The 17,599-nt window shown below is 58.7% G+C and carries 11 protein-coding genes and 1 tRNA gene; 6 read left to right on the forward strand and 6 right to left on the reverse strand.

Going from position 1 to position 17,599, the window contains the following annotated elements; translation table 11 throughout:
• The first annotated feature begins 203 nt into the window (after positions 1-203).
• Both malQ and glgP read left to right on the forward strand, forming a co-directional pair.
• Complete coding sequence (malQ, locus tag AAA021_RS04640) at positions 204-1,721, forward strand: 4-alpha-glucanotransferase (protein WP_349088212.1); 1,518 nt, start codon at positions 204-206, stop codon at positions 1,719-1,721.
• Positions 1,722-1,849: 128 nt separating this feature from the next.
• Entirely contained in the window at positions 1,850-4,117 is a 2,268-nt protein-coding gene (gene glgP, locus AAA021_RS04645; protein WP_349088214.1) for a glycogen/starch/alpha-glucan family phosphorylase, read from the forward strand.
• Positions 4,118-4,573: 456 nt separating this feature from the next.
• On the opposite strand, the gene ugpC is transcribed toward glgP, so the two are convergent.
• The 5 genes from ugpC to AAA021_RS04670 all read right to left on the reverse strand — a co-directional run bounded on the left by ugpC (position 4,574) and on the right by AAA021_RS04670 (position 9,966).
• Positions 4,574-5,773: a sn-glycerol-3-phosphate ABC transporter ATP-binding protein UgpC gene (ugpC, locus tag AAA021_RS04650; RefSeq protein WP_035137764.1), complete on the reverse strand. Its 1,200-nt coding sequence runs from the start codon at positions 5,771-5,773 to the stop codon at positions 4,574-4,576.
• A gap of 68 nt (positions 5,774-5,841) precedes the next feature.
• Positions 5,842-6,681: a carbohydrate ABC transporter permease gene (locus AAA021_RS04655; protein WP_022095055.1), complete on the reverse strand. Its 840-nt coding sequence runs from the start codon at positions 6,679-6,681 to the stop codon at positions 5,842-5,844.
• Positions 6,681-7,535, reverse strand: coding sequence for a sugar ABC transporter permease (locus AAA021_RS04660; RefSeq protein ID WP_006235864.1), 855 nt, complete (start codon positions 7,533-7,535; stop codon positions 6,681-6,683). The genes AAA021_RS04655 and AAA021_RS04660 overlap by 1 nt, the downstream gene beginning before the upstream one ends.
• A gap of 88 nt (positions 7,536-7,623) precedes the next feature.
• Positions 7,624-8,940 (reverse strand): ABC transporter substrate-binding protein, encoded by a 1,317-nt coding sequence (locus AAA021_RS04665; protein ID WP_006235863.1) that lies wholly within the window; start codon positions 8,938-8,940, stop codon positions 7,624-7,626.
• Positions 8,941-9,246: 306 nt separating this feature from the next.
• A complete protein-coding gene (locus AAA021_RS04670) occupies positions 9,247-9,966 on the reverse strand; it encodes a GntR family transcriptional regulator (RefSeq protein ID WP_055285612.1) in 720 nt (239 codons plus the stop codon).
• 229 nt (positions 9,967-10,195) lie between these two features.
• Between AAA021_RS04670 and AAA021_RS04675 the strand changes: the two genes are divergently transcribed.
• The 4 genes from AAA021_RS04675 to AAA021_RS04690 all read left to right on the forward strand — a co-directional run bounded on the left by AAA021_RS04675 (position 10,196) and on the right by AAA021_RS04690 (position 14,939).
• Complete coding sequence (locus AAA021_RS04675) at positions 10,196-12,646, forward strand: PTS transporter subunit EIIC (protein ID WP_349088217.1); 2,451 nt, start codon at positions 10,196-10,198, stop codon at positions 12,644-12,646.
• 125 nt (positions 12,647-12,771) lie between these two features.
• Positions 12,772-13,785, forward strand: coding sequence for a polyprenyl synthetase family protein (locus tag AAA021_RS04680; RefSeq protein WP_349088219.1), 1,014 nt, complete (start codon positions 12,772-12,774; stop codon positions 13,783-13,785).
• Positions 13,786-13,923: 138 nt separating this feature from the next.
• Positions 13,924-14,829, forward strand: a complete 906-nt coding sequence (locus AAA021_RS04685; RefSeq protein ID WP_022094145.1) for a peptidoglycan-binding protein — start codon at positions 13,924-13,926, stop codon at positions 14,827-14,829.
• A gap of 38 nt (positions 14,830-14,867) precedes the next feature.
• A tRNA-Gln gene (locus AAA021_RS04690) sits at positions 14,868-14,939 on the forward strand.
• 346 nt (positions 14,940-15,285) lie between these two features.
• On the opposite strand, the gene AAA021_RS04695 is transcribed toward AAA021_RS04690, so the two are convergent.
• A complete protein-coding gene (locus tag AAA021_RS04695; protein ID WP_349088221.1) occupies positions 15,286-17,460 on the reverse strand; it encodes a hypothetical protein in 2,175 nt (724 codons plus the stop codon).
• Positions 17,461-17,599: the final 139 nt, after the last annotated feature.

Consider the following 17,599-nt stretch of genomic DNA (forward strand, 5'->3'; position numbering starts at 1 on the left):
ACCTACATACCGCTCTTGCCCCGATCTCACGTTGTGAGGTCGGGGCTTTTTCATGGCATGTAACCATTCGCCGAAAATCGACCAACTTTTTTATCTTGCCTGTACATGTTTAAACAACATGTTTTACAATAAGCGTATCGAATCAGAACATCGGAGGCGGACTGCACACCCATCGGCAGGCCGACCCCACAACAAGAAGGTTGGTGAGCGCATTCATGGAGCGTGCAAGCGGCGTCCTCATGCCCGTCTCATCTCTGCCCGGACCATACGGAATCGGCGGCTTTGGCTGGAATGCCTACGACTTCGTCGATTTTCTCGCCTCGTGCAAACAACATTACTGGCAGATTCTGCCCCTTACGACGACCAGCTATGGCGATTCGCCCTATCAGTCGTTCTCGGCCCGCGCAGGCAACCCCAACTTTATCGACTTTGCCGAGCTTATCGAGGCCGGCTATCTGGAGCAGCACGATATCGACGGCGTGTACCTGGGCTCCGATCCCAGCAATGTCGACTACGGTGCTATCTTTGGCGGCCGCCGTCAGATTCTCGACCGAGCCGCTGAGCGCTTTGCTGCCGACAAGCCGGCCGATTTTGATGACTTTATCCAAGCCAACGAGGACTGGCTCATCCCCTACTGCGAGTTCATGACCGTCAAAGAGGAGTGCGGGCTCAAGGCCTTCTGGGAGTGGCCCGAGGAGCTCCGCCGCCGCGGCGAGGCATCCAGCAAGATCTGCGCCGCCCATCCCGAGCGCATGCTCTACCACCAGATGACGCAGTACTTCTTCGATCGCCAGTGGAGCCGCCTCAAGGCCTATGCCAACGAGCGCGATATTCTCATCATCGGCGACCTGCCCATCTATGTCTCGCGTGACTCCGTCGAGATGTGGGCGACGCCTGAGCTCTTTAAGATCGACGCCGCCGGCAATCCCGTGAGCGTCGCCGGCACGCCGCCCGACCAGTTCTCGGCCACCGGCCAGTACTGGGGCAACCCCATCTACGACTGGGACGCCATGGAGTCCGACGGCTTCTCCTGGTGGGAGGGCCGCATTCGCGCCGCCCTCGACATGTACGACGTCATCCGCCTGGATCACTTCCGCGGCTTCGAGGCCTATTGGGAGGTGCCGTTCTCCTCGCCCGATTCGTCCTACGGTTCGTGGACGCAGGGTCCCGGCCTCAAGTTCTTCAAGACGCTCGAGAAAAAGCTCGGCACGCTGCCCATCATCGCCGAGGACCTGGGCTTCCTCACCCCCGGCGTCATCGACATGCGCGACAACTCGGGCTTCCCCGGCATGAAGATCCTGCAGTTTGCCTTTGAGGGCACCAACTCGTACTACCTGCCGCATAACTACATCGCCAACACCGTCGCCTATGTCGGCACCCACGACAACGAGACGGCGCGCGGTTGGTTTGAGGGAACGGCCACCCCGCGTCAGCGCGAGCAGGCAGCCCTGTACACCCATCAGCAGGCCGGCGAACCCATGGCAGATGCACTCAATCGCACCATCGCCGCCAGCGTGAGTGACACGTGCATCTACACCATGCAAGACCTGCTCAACTTGGGCAACGAGGCGCGCATCAACACCCCTGCCACGCTGGGCGGCAACTGGACCTGGCGCATGCTCGACGGCGCCATCACCCGCGAGCTCGAGCACAAACTCACTGACTGGACCGAGACCTACTTCCGCATCCCGTCGGAAGCCGAAATCGAGCTTCCTCAATAGGAGCTACCGCGCCCGACCCCTCCCCACCGTGCGGACGCGCTTGCTTTTCCCGCGCGAGGCCACCCCAATCCCCTCGCGCGGGCTTCTTATGAATTGCAGACATGAAACAACCCATCACAGGAGAAAACATGCCCCAAATTAACCTCATGGAACTCGCCGAGCAGTCTTTTGGCACCTCGCTCGAGCAGCTCGACGACCGTCGCATTTACAAGCTGCTGGTCAAACTCGTGCAGGAGCGCTCCACCGCCTGCCCGCTCAACAACGGCAAGAAAAAGCTCTATTACATTTCCGCCGAATTTTTGATCGGCAAGCTGCTCATCAACAACATGATCGACCTTGGCATCTACGACGAGGTTAAGGACCAGCTCACCGCCGCAGGCCACGACCTCAACAAGATCGAGGAGTTCGAGGTCGAGCCGTCGCTCGGCAACGGCGGCCTGGGCCGCCTGGCCGCGTGCTTCCTGGATTCCATCGCCACGCTGGGCTTGACCGGCGATGGCGTGGGCCTCAACTATCACTACGGTCTGTTCCGTCAGCGCTTTGTCGACAACCAGCAGAAGGCCGTCCCCGACGAGTGGCTCGGTGAGCAGGACATCCTAGTCGACGATGACCGCTCCTACACCGTCGAGTTCGGCGATTTTGCCGTTACTTCCAAGCTCGTCAACATCGATGTGCCCGGTTACGGCCAGCCCACCAAGAACCGCCTGCGCCTGTTCGACCTGGCGAGCGTCGACGACGGCCTGGTCCCCGGCAGCTCCATCGACTTCGACAAGACCGAGATCGCCAAGAACCTCACCTTGTTCCTCTACCCCGACGATTCCGACGAGCAGGGCCGCCTACTTCGCATCTATCAGGAGTACTTCATGGTAAGCAACGCCGCCCAGCTCCTGATCGACGAGGCCATCGAGCGCGGCAGCAACCTGCACGATCTGGCCGACTATGCCGTTGTCCAGATCAACGACACGCACCCCACCATGGTCATCCCCGAGCTCATTCGCTTGCTCACCACCGAGCATGGCATCGAGTTTGACGAGGCCGTGACCATCGTACGATCCATGGTCGCCTACACTAACCACACGATTCTTGCCGAGGCGCTCGAGAAGTGGCCGCTCGCCAGCCTGCAGAAGGTCTCCCCTGCCATCGCCGACATTATCGTCAAGCTCGATGAGATCGCGAAAGCCGAGCACGATGACCCGCGCGTCGCCATCATCGACGAGCACGACACCGTCCACATGGCCCACATGGACATCCACTTTGGCTTCTCCATCAACGGCGTAGCCGCCCTCCACACCAAGATCCTGGAGGACACCGAGCTTCATCCGTTCTACGAGATCTATCCCGAGAAGTTCTCCAACAAGACCAACGGCATCACCTTCCGCCGCTGGATCCATGGGGCCAACCCCGCGCTCGCCAGCCTGCTCGACGATGTGATCGGCACCGACTGGCGCAGCACCGGCGATCTGAGCAAACTCGCCAAGTTCGCCGACGACAAGGACGTTCTTGAGCGCCTGGCCGCCACCAAGGTCGAGGCCAAGGCCATCATGCGCCAGTTCATGGCGCTCGAGCAGGGCGTGACCATTCCCTCCAACGCCATCATCGACGTCCAGGTCAAGCGCATCCACGAGTACAAGCGCCAGCAGATGCTCGCGCTCTACATCATCTGGAAGTACCTCGATATCAAGAACGGCAACAGACCTAAGCACCCCGTCACCATCATCTTTGGCGGCAAGGCGGCGCCTGCCTACACTATCGCGCAGGACATCATCCATCTGATCTTGACGCTGTCGCAGTGGATTGCAAACGACCCCGACGTAGCTCCCTACCTGCAGGTTGTCATGATCGAGAACTACAACGTCACCGCCGCCGAGCGCGTGATCCCCGCCGCTGATATCTCCGAGCAGATCAGCCTGGCCTCCAAGGAGGCGAGCGGCACATCCAACATGAAGTTCATGCTCAACGGCGCCCTAACCCTGTGCACGCTCGACGGCGCCAACGTGGAGATTGCCGAGCTCGTGGGCGACGAGAACATCTATACCTTTGGTGCCTCGTCCAAACAGGTCGAGCAGCTCTATGCCGACGGCACCTATGACGCCGGTGTGCTCTACCGCAAGCCCGGTATCAAGCTGCTGGTGGACTTTATCACCAACCCCGCCTTTATGGCGACCGGCAACGCCGAGCGCCTGCAGCGCCTGCACGACGACATTAAGGGCAAGGACTGGTTTATGGCCCTGCTCGACATCGAGGAGTACATCCAGACCAAGGAGCGCGTGCTGGCCGACTATGAGGACCAGGACACCTGGATGCGCAAGACGCTCATCAATATTGCCAACGCCGGCACCTTCTCGTCCGACCGCACCATTTCCCAGTACAACGACGAGATTTGGCACCTGAGCTAATTTCGTTTCCTTTACCCATCCTCTTGAAAGCGGAGTCGTGGCAACACGGCTCCGTTTTTTGTGCCCGCACGTTACCCTGTGACCCGACTCGGCCAAACAATCTCGATCTGTAACAACTACTCGGTAAAAACGGTCCCAGCTGTTACAGATTGAGACATACCGGCCCCTCCCCTTGGGTTTATCTCGATCTGTAACATCTAGCAGCTGAAATTCACCTTTGGTGTTACAGATTTAGATGAAATGGTTAGCTCAGCGGAACCGTCTCGATCTGTAACATCTAACGTCCGAAATCAGCCTCACCCATTACAGATCGAGACAAACGACCGGTCAGACAGCCCCAACACAAAGAAAGGCTCCCCTCTCGCCCAGTGGACGGGAGGGGAGCCTTATATGTGACCGCGGCAAAAGGATGGCAATACCGCAGTCGCCCAAAGGGAGGGCCTGGATGCACCGGGCCTAGATAAGGTTCTTGCCAGAGACCTTATCGAAGAGGTGGGTCGCGTTCTTCTCGAACTTGAACCAGATGGTGTCGCCAGCCTTGAGCGCGCCCTTGGCCTCGAGGTCGACGACGGGGATAATCAGAACAAACTGGCCGTCGGGAGCGGTCACGTGGACATGCTCGGTCGAGCCCATGAGCTCGGTCACCTCGACGGTACCCTGGAGCGCGCCCTCCTCGCCCTTGTCAGCAAGCAGGATCTGCTCGGGACGCACGCCGGCCGTAATCTCCTTCACGTCGCCGCCGTCCCAGTTGAGGGCAAGTTGAGCGCAAGTCTCGGGGGCGAGTGCCACGTTCATATCCTCGGTCTTGACGGTAAAGCCGTTGCCCGAGCGCACCAGCTGGGCATCGAAGAAGTTCATCTGCGGCACGCCGATGAAGCCGGCGACGAAGATGTTCGCGGGATGGTTGAAGACCTCCTGCGGCGTGGCGATCTGCTGGACGACGCCGTCCTTCATGACCACGATACGGTCACCGAGGGTCATGGCCTCGGTCTGGTCGTGAGTAACATAAATGAACGTGCCCTTGATCTCGTGGCGCAGCTTAATGAGCTCGGCACGCATCTGGTTACGAAGCTTGGCGTCCAGGTTGGACAGCGGCTCGTCCATCAGGAAGACCTTGGGGTCACGCACGATGGCGCGGCCGATAGCGACACGCTGGCGCTGGCCGCCGGAGAGTGCCTTGGGCTTACGGTCGAGGTACTCGGTAATGCCCAGAATCTCGGCAGCAGAGCGAACCTTGCGGTCGATCTCGTCCTTGGGAACCTTCTTGAGCTCGAGCGTAAATGCCATGTTCTCGTACACCGTCATATTGGGGTACAGAGCGTAGCTCTGGAACACCATGGCGATGTCGCGGTCCTTGGGCGCCACGTCGTTGACACGCTTGCCGTCGATGAGCACATCGCCCGAGGTAATGTCCTCCAGGCCGGCGACCATGCGCATCGTCGTGGACTTACCGCAGCCAGAGGGGCCAACGAGGACGACGAACTCCTGGTCGTGAACGGTGAGGTTGAAGTCCTCTACAGCGAGCACACCGTCCTCGGTAACCTTGAGGTTGTGCTTCTTCTCCTCGGTCTTCTTCTTTTTGCCAAAGAAGCCCTTCTTTTTTGACTCGTTGTTGGGATACACCTTCTGAACATGTTTGAGAACGATCTCGGCCATGTCTCTACCTTTCGATATGCGGCGCCGCGCTGAGGGGCGCCGCAGAAACTTGCAAAACAGTTACGGCATCAGCCCTTGACGGCACCTGCCACCACGCCGTCGATGATGTACTTCTGACAGAGGATGTACATGATAACGATGGGGATAACGACCATCATGATGCAGGCCATCATGGGGCCGAGCTCGACGTGGCCGTAGCCGCCGCGGAAGTACTGGATCAAGATAGGAATGGTCTTGTACTTGGTGGAGTCGAGCGTAAGGTAGGGCAGCAGATAGTCGTTCCAGACCCACATGGTCTCGAGGATGCCGACCGAAAGATAGGTGGGCTTCATGATGGGAAGGACGATCTTAAAGAACACCTGGACCGGGTTGCAGCCATCAATCATGGCCGCCTCCTCGATCTCGAGCGGGATGTTCTTTACAAAACCGGCGAACATAAAGACCGCCAGGCCCGCGCCAAAGCCGAGGTAGATAAAGCAGATGTTGAACGGCGTGTTGAAGCCGATGCGGTCCGCCAAATTGGACAGCGTGAACATGAGCATCTGGAACGGCACGACCATCGAGAACACGAACAGGTAATAGAAGAAGTTCGAGATCTTGTTGTTGACACGAACCACGTACCAAGCGCACATGGAGCAGCACACCAAGATCAGCACGACCGACGTGACCGTGATGATGAGCGAGTACATAAATGCCGAGGCAAAGCCCTGCTCGTTAAGGGCGTGCATGTAGTTTGCGAGGCCGTTGAACGTCTCGGGCGTGAGCAGATCGAATGCCGTGGTGGTGCTGATTGCGGTCGCTTTCTTAAAAGAATTAAGCGCAATCATGAACACGGGGTAGATCCACGCGAGCGACAGGATCGTAAAGAAAATCGAGAGCGCGCGGTTGATAACCTTATCGCGTTTCATTACTGCTGCACCTCCTTGGACCTCGTGGCCTTAAGCTGGATCATGGAGATGGCCACGACCAGGATGCAGAAGATAACCGCCTTGGCCTGACCAATGCCCTGCCATGCGATACCGGCACGCGAATAGAACGTGTTGTAGATGTTCAGGGCGAGCATCTCGGTGGAGTGCGCGGGGGCGCCGCCGGTAAGGGCGAGGTTCTGGTCGAACAGCTTAAAGCCGTTGGTGATGGACAGGAACAGGCAGATGGTGATGGTCGGCATCAGGTTAGGGATCTTAACCTTCCAAAACGTCTGCCATGCCGTAGCGCCGTCGACCTTGGCAGCCTCGATGTAATCGGACGGAATGGACTGCAGACCAGCGATGTAGATGATCATCATGTAGCCGACCTGCTGCCACAGGGTCAGGATGATAAGGCCCCAGAAGCCAGCAGCAGAGTTAAGAGCGATGAGCTGGGCGCCCACGTTGGAGAGCAGGCAGTTGATCAGAATCTGCCAAATGTAGCCCAGCACGATGCCGCCGATCAGGTTAGGCATAAAGAAGATCGTACGGAAGATGTTGGTGCCTTTGAGCGCCTTGCGGGTGAGCGCCTGCGCAATGGCCAGGGCGATCACGTTGATGAGCACCGTCGACAGGAAGGCAAACGCCACGGTAAAGAAGAACGACGTGGAGAACTGCGGATCGGACAGCGCGCGCACGTAGTTCTCGATACCGACAAAGTGCGCGTTACTAATGATAATAAACTGGCAGAACGAGAGATAGAAGCCCTGGATAAAAGGGATCACGAACCCGATCATAAACGCCAGGCACGTGGGCAGCATAAAGAGCGGCCACCAGCGCTTGAGTGCTTTGCCCATAAAAGGGTCCTTTCAATATGCAGGGGGCGGGCAAACCAACGTCTGCCCGCCCCCCTGTCGCTAATCAGATAGCTTGGGCAGCAACTGCTTACTCGGAAGCGGCCTTCTCGGTCTTCCAGCCATCGACGAAGGCGTTCTTGACGCCGTCCCACTTGCTGTTATCGGCAGCGTAGGCAATCAGAGCCTGCTTGAGGTTCTTCTTCCACTCCTCGGAGGGAATGTAGACGAAGTCCCAAGCGACGGTCTTCTTGCCGTCCTTGGCCATGGCAACGGCCTGCTGCGAGAAGACGTTGGTGGTCTCCTTGGCGCTCTTGAACGGAGCGGTCAGACCCATCTTGTCGGCGATGATGCTGGTCGGGGTGTCAGCGGTGACGCACCAATACATGAAGTCCTCGGTGGCCTTCTGGGCATCCTCGGAAGCCTGGGAACTGACGCACCAGTAGTTCTCGCCGCCGGAGCACAGGCCCTGGTTCTCCTCGCCGTCAACACCGATGTAGATCGGCATCATGCCAATCTGATCGTCGGTCATGCCGGCCTTGACGAGGTCAGAGTAGGCCCAAGAGCCGTTCTGGTAGAAGACGGCCTTGCCGGTTGCGAACTCGTTGGTGGCGTCGTCGCCGGTCTTGGAAGCAAGCTGCGAAGGATCGCAGGTGGAGTCGGTGATGTACAGGTCGAAGATCTGCTTGTAGTTGTCGAGGAACTCACCCTTGATCTCGTCGTCCTCCTGGTTGTGCTCCTTCTCAAACTCGTAGTAGAGCGGCATGTTGGCAAGGTGGGTGGTGTAGCGCCAGCTGGAGGAGTCGTCCATGCCGGCGGAAGTGAAGGCACCCTCGACACCAAGCTCGTCCTTGCGGGCCTGGATGTCGTCGGCACAAGCCTTCAGCTTGTCGAAGGAGTTGATGTCCTCGGCCTTGTAGCCAGCCTTCTCGAGCAGCTGCTTGTTGTAGATGATGCCGAAGCTCTCCTGGACCCAGTCGATGCACACATCCTTGCCGTCGGACTGCAGAGCCAGGGAGTCGTCAATGAGCTCACCGCGGAGCTTGGTATCGGACAGGTCGGCGCAGTAATCCTTCCAGTTCTTAAGACCGGTGGGGCCGTTGACCTGGAACAGGGTCGGAGCGGAGCTCTTGGACATCTCGGACTTAAGCTTCTCCTCGTAGGTGTTGGAAGCGGCGGTCACGATCTTGACCTCGACGCCCTTCTCCTTCTTATAGGCCTTGGCGATCTCCTTCCACTCCTTGTCGACCTCGGGCTTGAATTGGAGGAAGTAGACCTCGGCAGCGTCACCAGAAGCAGAGGAGCCGGAGCCGGCAGAACCACCGCAACCCACGAGGCCCAGACCAAGAACTGCAGCCGCGGAACCAGCAAAGCCCAGGAACTGCCTTCTGCTCATTTCGTTCTTCATTACAATCCACCCTTTCACACCGTGGCGGCACCCTTTGCCGCCGCCTTCGGAGATTGGCTCGGGGACTTTGCCCCTTTTGCTGATTTGAACGATACGCCATTTGGCTAGTTGTTTGAACAAGTATTACTAGAGCGGTAGAAAAACTTCGGTGAACGGTAATTTCAACTTGATACTTGACAAGTTTTGTATAAACAATTATTTGTTATCTAATGCAGAGAAAACGCCCGGTCAAGCCGATGTACCGTCGGTTTGACCGGGCGTTTTCTCTTTGAGGCCATGAGTCTCGTCAGGCTGCGAGCTAGCCGGCTATCGCTTGGAATTGACGCGGTAATGGAAGATCTCGGGGTGTGTGCGAGTGTGCGTCACCTCAAACAAGATGCCATCCGAGGTGTACGACTGACTCTCCATGACGGCAACGCAGTTGTATTTGCCGAGGTCAAGATAGCTGCAGTCCTCATCGTTGGCGAGCTCGACACTCACCGTACGACGGCTCGCCATCACTTTGACACCGCGCTTGTGCTCCAGATAGCCGTAAATAGAATCTGCCGCGATCTCGGGAGTCAGGCCCTTGGCGATCGACGCCAAAAAATAGCCATGGTCCACTTGGCGCGCGTTGCCGTTGAGGCTTCGGACACGCACTACGCGAATCAACTCCTCGCCCACCTTAAAGCCCAGGTGACGAGAGAGTTGCTCGGTGCAAACCAGATGTTCGAAAGACTTAACGTCCGTCGATGCAACGGCATTGTTGCGCTTTGCAAACTCGCCAAACGACTCAACCTCTTCGAGTGCGCCCAACATGTCGGTTTCGCCCTTAAGCCAAATAACGCGCACGCCTTTGCCGTGTATGGGCTGCACAAACATCCCGTCGGCCAGCATGCTCAAAGCGCGGCGGACGGTATTGCGCGTGCAGCCAAATTCCGCGGTCAGCTCGGCTTCGGTTGGCAGCATCTCCTGAAACGCATAGGTCCCATTAATGATGCGCGAGCGTATTTCTCGGTAGATTCCTTCGTATATCGCTTTTGGCATTGTTTCACCTCTACATTATTCATTTCCGGCTAGGCACGATAGCATTTCTTAAAGTTGTTTAAACCGAATATCGGTGAAGCGACAGGATTTAGCCGTTGACGGTTTCTGTCATGCCCAAATCGGTTTCGCTCAAAACTGCCGGTACGACACTCGTCTGGTCCTCTACAATGAATCCATTGTTTAAACGTTTCCCCACGCGCAACGCGCCTCGATATTCGGAAGGCAGAACATGCTGCAAAAAATCCAACGCTTTGGCGGGGCAATGTTCGCGCCCGCCATGCTGTTTTCTATATCAGGCCTCATGGTCGGCGTCTCCGCTCTCGCAACGACTGCGGACATCGTCGGCGATCTCGCCGTATACGGAACCCCTTGGTACGCTTTTTGGACCATCATCCAGCGCGGCTCGTGGACGGTCTTTAAACGCCTCCCGCTCCTTTTTGCCGTAGCGCTGCCCATCGGTCTTGCCCAAAAACAACCGGCTCGCTGCTGCCTCGAGGCTCTCGTCGCCTATTTTGCCTACTGCTTCTTTTTGAGCGAGATCATTAAGCTGAGCGGAGACAATCTTGGACTTAAGTACCCGTCGTCTTTGACCTCCGCTAGCGGCATCACCATCATCGACGGCATCAAGACGCTCGACACCGGCATTATCGGCCCGCTGGCGGTATCGGCAACCGTCGTCGCCATCCATGACCGCTTCTACGATGCCAAGGTTCCCGATTGGCTCGGCACCTTCTCGGGCTCCTCGCTGGTCTACCTCATCAGCTTTTTTGCCGTGTTTGCCCTTGCCGCTATCTCGGCCGCCATCGTGCCCTCCGTATACGCAATGACCGAAACGCTGCGCCATGCACTTACGAGCGTCGGCCCCTTTGGCGTGGGCATCTTTGTGCTTTTGGAGCGAGCGCTCGAGCCCATGGGGCTGCACCACCTGCTCTACATGCCGATCTACTACGACAACCTGGTCATTAACGACGGCATCTACGCCACGTGGAGCAGCTTGCTCCCCATCCTCTCCCATAGCACGCGCCCCCTTAATGAACTTGCGCCGTGGGCCGGTTTTACCGCCACCGGCTGGGTCAAGCTCTTTGGCCTTCCCGCCATCGCAGCCGCGTTCTACTCCACCGCAAAACCAGAGCGCCGCGCCGGCCTTAAGGTCATCCTTTTGCCCGCCATCGTCGCCTCGGTGGTTTGCGGCGTTACCGAGCCACTCGAGTTTCTCTTTATGTTCACCCACCCCGGGCTCTTTTTGCTCTACGCCGTCTTATCGTCTTGCCTTGCCACAACCATGAATCTCTTTGGCATCGTCGGCATCTTCTCGGGCGGCCTCATGGAGATGGCAGCCTTCAACTTTATTCCGCTCATGCGCACGCATGCCGGTGCCTATCTTTTGGCGCTCGGTATCGGCCTTGCCTTTAGCCTCATCTTTTTTGTTAGTTTTCGAGCACTCATCTTGGTCTATGACCTTAAGACACCGGGCCGCGAGGATCATGTTGCCAATCGCGCGGCAATCGATTGTTTAACGGGAAGCGACTTTGCCAAAGAGCAATCCCCCAATGACGAGGTCGATAGTCGATCCGATCAAGATCACGTCCTCGCTGAGCGGGTAATTCAGCTTTTAGGTGGCGTTGGCAATATCGTGGGCGCAACCAACTGCGCCACGCGCCTGCGCGTCGAGGTCGCAGACCCTTCCATCGTTGCAGATAACGCGTCGTTTGTCGCGGTGGGCGCCAAGGGCCTCATCATTACGGGCAAGACCGCCCAGGTGGTCATCGGCATCTCCGTTCCCCGCGTTAAAGAGCATTTTGACCAGATCATGGGCCTCGAGCCGGAATTTGTGCCCACTACCTCGGCCTCCCCTGCCGCCAGCGCAGCCCATAAGCGCGGCGATATCTGCTTCTTCGATATCGACGGAACGCTCGCCTGGCAAGACCCCAGGCTCGCCCAAGACCTTCCCGAAGACGAGCGGGACCTCTCCCCCTATCCCAACGAGGCGGTTTCGCAGGCAATCCGCGAGTTTGTCGCCAACGGCAACATGGCCTTTATCTGCACGGGGCGCACCCTCAGCTGCATCCACCCCAAACTTCTTGAGCTGCCCTGGACCGGCATCGTCTGTCTTGCGGGCGGTTACGCCGAGATCAACGGACACGCAATTCGCGATCTGTCGATGACGCCCAGTATGCTGCAGCGTCTTGCCCCCTACCTTGAGCAATCGGGCGAGGTCATCCGCTTTGAGGGCCTCAACGGCGTCGTGCGCATGAGTGCCGATGCGCCCGATGCTCCCGGATACGCGCGCACCCTGGGCGACGCAGTCACGCAGCTGCAACATTACAGTGTCTACAAGATCTTGATGTCTACATCGCTCGCCAACCACATTGCTCAAGATAAGGCACTTGAGCCGCTGCTGTGCTTTAATGAGCTCGAACTCGAGGTAACCGAAATCTCGCCCCGCGAATGCACGAAGCGCGGGGGCATCCAGTCTGTACTCGACGCCCTCGACCCCCACCACGGAACCGTATACGGCATTGGCGACGCCAGCAATGACGTCTCGCTGATGAACGCCGTCGATGTCGGCATTGCGATGGGCAACGCACCGGACTATCTCAAGGATAAGGCCGATTACGTGACCGACACCGTCGATCATGACGGTGTCGTTGCGGCGCTCGAGCATTTTAGGCTGATTTAGGCACACTCCATCAAACGCACGCCCGTTGTCCTAAATCGCCAAAACTGCCGCGCCAAACGCCCTGATGTGGCAATATGTTGTCTGCATATTGCATCAATGCAACCTCAGAAAGAATGCGAGAACCCGTGTCCAGTCCGTTTACCAGCTTTTTAGCCCAGCACTTTGACCAGATTAACGACTATCTGGCCACGTTCTTTGACGGACAGGCGACCTCTGCCGATATCGAGCGCTACCTGTACGCGCCGCTCTCGGCTTTTACGGCCAACGCCGGCAAGCGCCACCGCCCGCTTATCTGCATGCTCGCCGCAACCGCAGTGGGCGGTAGCTTTGAGAGTGCCCGCAGCGCCGCGGCGGCCATCGAGCATTTCCAGTCGGGCGCGCTGATCCACGACGACATCGCCGACAACGGACAGCTTCGTCGAGGCAGGCCCTGCATGCACCTTACCGAGGGCACGGGCCTTGCCATCAATTGTGGTGACCTGGCGCTCACCATGGTCACCAAGACGGTTCTCGACGACCCTACGCTGGAGTCCGACGTGAAGCTGCGCGTGCTCCACGAGCTTACCGAGATGATCGTCCGCACCATCGAGGGTCAAGCACTCGACCTGGGTTGGGTCCGCGACGGGCGCTTTGATATCTCGGTTGATGACTACCTGGACATGGCGACGCACAAGACCGCGTTTTACAGCGGAGCAACGCCGCTTGCCGCCGGAGCCATTATCGGCGGCGGCAGCGATGAGCAAATCGAAGCGCTGCGCGCCTTTGGCCTGCACACAGGCCTTGCCTTTCAGATTCAGGACGACCTGCTCAACCTTGTCGGCACTAAGGAAGCCGCCAACAAGGACTTCCGCACCGACATCACCGAGGGCAAGCGCACGCTTGTCGCCGTACACGCCCTCTCTGATGAGCGCCACCACGACGAGGTCGAGGCGATTCTTTCCTCAGGCACCGATGATCCCGCGCAGCTCGCACGCGCCGTGGAGATCTTCCAGGAGACCGGCTCCATCGATTACGCCCACACTTACGCGCTCGACCTGACCGCTAAGGCCAAAGCGGCCATCGAGAACGTTGAGCTTGATCCGCACGCACGCGAGCTGTTCCTCTCCATGGCAGATTTCTTTGTGGAGCGCCTTAACTAACGGGGGTTATAAAATCTGTCAGCAGCGTATTTAGGCACAACTTGCTACACTGTTGAGTGCATGTTTATGCATCCCTTTGCGTTGTCTATCCGACAGACGCTCAAATAGTACGAATGGTACGCCGAAAGGGGTTCGTTCATGGAACCTATTACAACGGGCATGCAAGGAGCAGCCGTCGAGGACGTGCAGTCTCGTCTCCTGCAGCTCGGCTACACGATTGATGCCGCCGAAGTCACCGACAAGTACTTTGGAGCCACCACTGAGCAGGCCGTCAGCACCTTCAGGCTCGACAGCGGCCTTGCTGCCGGTCATGCCGTCGATATCCCCTGTTGGAGCGCCCTTGTAGACGCTTCGTATAAGCTGGGCGACCGCACCCTCTATCTGCGCATGCCCAATTTCCATGGCGCCGATGTGCAGGCCCTGCAGCGCGCTCTCAACGTTTTGGGCTTTGCCTGTGGCGAAGACGACGGCTACTTTGGTCCGCATACCGAGGCCGCCCTGCAGCAGTTCCAGGAAAATGTCGGCCTGTTTGCCGACGGCATGGCCTTCCAGGACACCTACGCCTACATCAACCGCCTGCACCATGTGTGGGAGGGCAAGCCCTCGGTCACCGAAGCCGAGTCCCGCATCGGTTTTGCTCGCGCCGCCAACGTGCTCGAGCGCTTCCAGATTGCCGTTATCGGCGAGGACCCCATCGCACGCAGCGTTGCGTCGCGCATGTGGAATATCGCCACGGCAACGACCGACAACAGCGGCATGATGCTCTGTGACTCCGAGGTCCCAACCGACGTTGACCTGGTGCTCGAAATCGCAAGCGACGAGCTGCCCGCCGACGCCGCACCGCGCGCCACGATTGCCCTCGCCGAGTGCCACAACCTGGCCCAGCGCATCCGCACCGCCAATGTCGCCGCGCAGCAGAAGCCGGCTCGCATTCGCATTGAGCTCACGGGCATGACGCGCTACAACGGCACCTTCACGGCCAGCGACGCGCAGACACTCGCCGTACGCCTGCTCGATGGCGTTTGCGATGCCCTCGCAGATTAGGTAAACTAAACGAGTTGCTTTTGGGCAACACCACACATTGGGACGTAGTTCAACGGTAGAACTCCGGTTTTTGGTGCCGGCTGTTGGGGGTTCGAATCCCTCCGTCCCAGCCCTTAAGAACACAGCGCTCCAGGCCCTTATGAACCTGGAGCGCTTTCTTGTGGGCAAGCGGAGGGATTCGAACCCGCAAGGGTGCGGAGCCGAGGAAACGCGAAGGCGCCCCAAGCCCATTAGGACCAAGAGCGCCTAACATCAAGAAAATATCAGCCCAGTTCCGAAAAGCGAGCCGCATGCAACAACCAGGTAACCACAGGCCCCGGGAGAGCGGGGACACCGGCTTAGGTTTATCGCGAGTTCCGCACGAACAGGAGGCCACTTAATGTGGCCTCCGTCGTGAGCAGGACTGTAGAGCAGGAAACCTAAGCCGGTGTCCCCGCTCTCCCGGGGCCGAACGCCCTAGTTGTTGAGCATGCGGTCGAAGCTTCCCGAGTCGCCATCCCGATAGTCTGCGGTCATCAGAATCTCCTGCGGAATGCGCCCGCCCTCGCGCAGCACGTTGCGGAACTGCACGCGCGTAACCATGGGCAGATCCTTGATCGTCGCTGCCAGGTTCTGCGGCACACCCTGGTTGGCAGCCGCGGGCTCGCACTCTCCGCCGGCCTTCACGCGACGCTTATGCTCGGCGAGCATGGCGCGGTACATGCCGGCATGCAGGCGAATCTCAACCACATTGGCATTGCGAGCCTGCTCGACGATGCGCGCGCCCTCGCGATCGATATCGCCCACGTAGTAGACGTAGTTAAAGCGATAGCCAATCTCGGCCAGATAATCATCCAGTGCGTGCGAGACGCTCGCTTTGCAGCCGCCGCCAAAAATCACGCCGCCCACCTTGATGCCAAAGAGCTTGGCGTGCTTGCGGCCACGCAGCAGCTTGACGATCTCGTCGTAGGTGTCCAGGTTCTCGACCATAATGAACGGCTTGTCGGCTCCCAGCGTAAAGAAGCCCGTAAAGTGCACGGGGCGATTGGGGGCGACCTTGATCGCCTGCATGCTGATGCCCTTTTCGGTCATACGCCTGATCAGGCGCTCACCGTGCTTGCCGTCAAAAGCCTTCTCGTCGTTAAAGATCTGGTAGGCACGCTGGCGGCGCGAGGCAACCGGCGTATCGGCACCTCGGTTCTGCTCGATCCAAGCCTGGATGATTGCGATTTCCTCGGCAATCTTGCGGTTGGACATCTCGTTGTGCTGAGTGCGCTGCGGAGCCTTTTTGCCGTCCTTGCCCTCGACCTTTACGATCTGTGTCTGCTGCTCCTTGATCTTGGAGAGCGCCATAGGCGTGGGGACAACCTTGAGCAGCTGCCTGCCTAAAACGCGGGCAAGGGCAAACGCCGAGACCTCGCCGTGGGCGGCCGACTCGGGCTGCTGGGCAGCAGTATCTACTGCGGCAGACTCCGGCTTCTTCTGAGACTTGCGCTTAGAATCGCCTTGGGAATTGCGCTCGCGCTTCGGCATAGACGCCTGCTTCTGCGGACGATCGGACTTGCTCTCCTTCGCTGACTGGCGCTTAGGCTGCCCCGAAGAAACCTCGGCCTTCGCATCCTCGTTCTGCGGCGTGGTCTTCTCGGTTGCAGTCTCGGCATGGGAACTGCGGCCTCCACGATGGCGACGGCGGCGAGGCTTGCTCGACGCGCTCTGCTCCGTCTGCTCATCAGTAGGCTGCTGGCCCTTGGCCTCGGCATCAACCTCAAGCTGCGGCTCAACAGGCTTTTGCTCGCGAGCCACCGGCTCAACGGCCTTCTCGTCCTGGGTGGTCGAAACCGACTCGCCCTTCTCCTGACGCTTTACGGGATACGCACGTCCCGCAAAACCGCGGCCGGGACGACACGAACCCGGAGCCTTCTTGGCAGACTCCTCAACATCGTCTGCAACCTCAGAAGACTCTTCAACCTCACGCGCGGCATCCTGCGCTGCAGCCTTAAAGTGAGCACCGCGACGACGCTTGGGCTCTTGGGCCTCCACGGGCTTTTGCTCCTTCGTGGGCTTCTGCGACTCGGCAGCAACCTCGGTCTCAACAGCCTCGGCATCCGTCTCGCCCTTTCGAGCAACGGCGCGACGGAAGCGCTCCTGCTGGGCGCGGCGCTGTGCATCGCGCTTGCCGCCCCCGCCAAAACCGCCGCGTCCTGCCTTGGCCGTAAAGGCACGCACGACGTTCTCATCGAGCAACTCATCGGTATCGACATGCTCACGCGGAGCAGCTTCTTCCACAGCAGGCACGTCAGCGGAATCCTCGACGACAAAATCCTCGACGGACTCGGCAGGCTGCTCCTGGGCATCGCGGATCTCGGCATTGATGGTATAGAACGCCGGGCGCCCGTTAATGCCGCTACCCTCGATCTTGGTCACGATATTTGCCGCGATAAGCTCATCGCGCATCGCCTTGGTGTCACATTCCTTATCGACGGAGCGGAAAATTTGCGCCAGCGCGCTCGACTTGATCTTGAGCGCCTTGCGGCAAAGCAGGTCGTAGGCAACCAGCTTGGCACGCTCAGCAGAAAGCGATGTCTGGCTGCTCAGACGCTCAGCCAGGGCATCGACATTATTTTGGTTATCGGAATATACCGTCTTGGCCACGGGGCCCCTTTCATATGCACACATATACGTCTATATGGTACAACGCGCGCCCTTATCCACGCAAAACATCTGCGAGAGCACTCGAGCGTCACCCGCTTTTGCATGAAAAAAGACCGAGCCCGCGAAGTCGCGGACCCGG

It is taken from the genome of Collinsella sp. CLA-JM-H32 (genome assembly GCF_040098165.1).
Classification (GTDB): domain Bacteria; phylum Actinomycetota; class Coriobacteriia; order Coriobacteriales; family Coriobacteriaceae; genus Collinsella.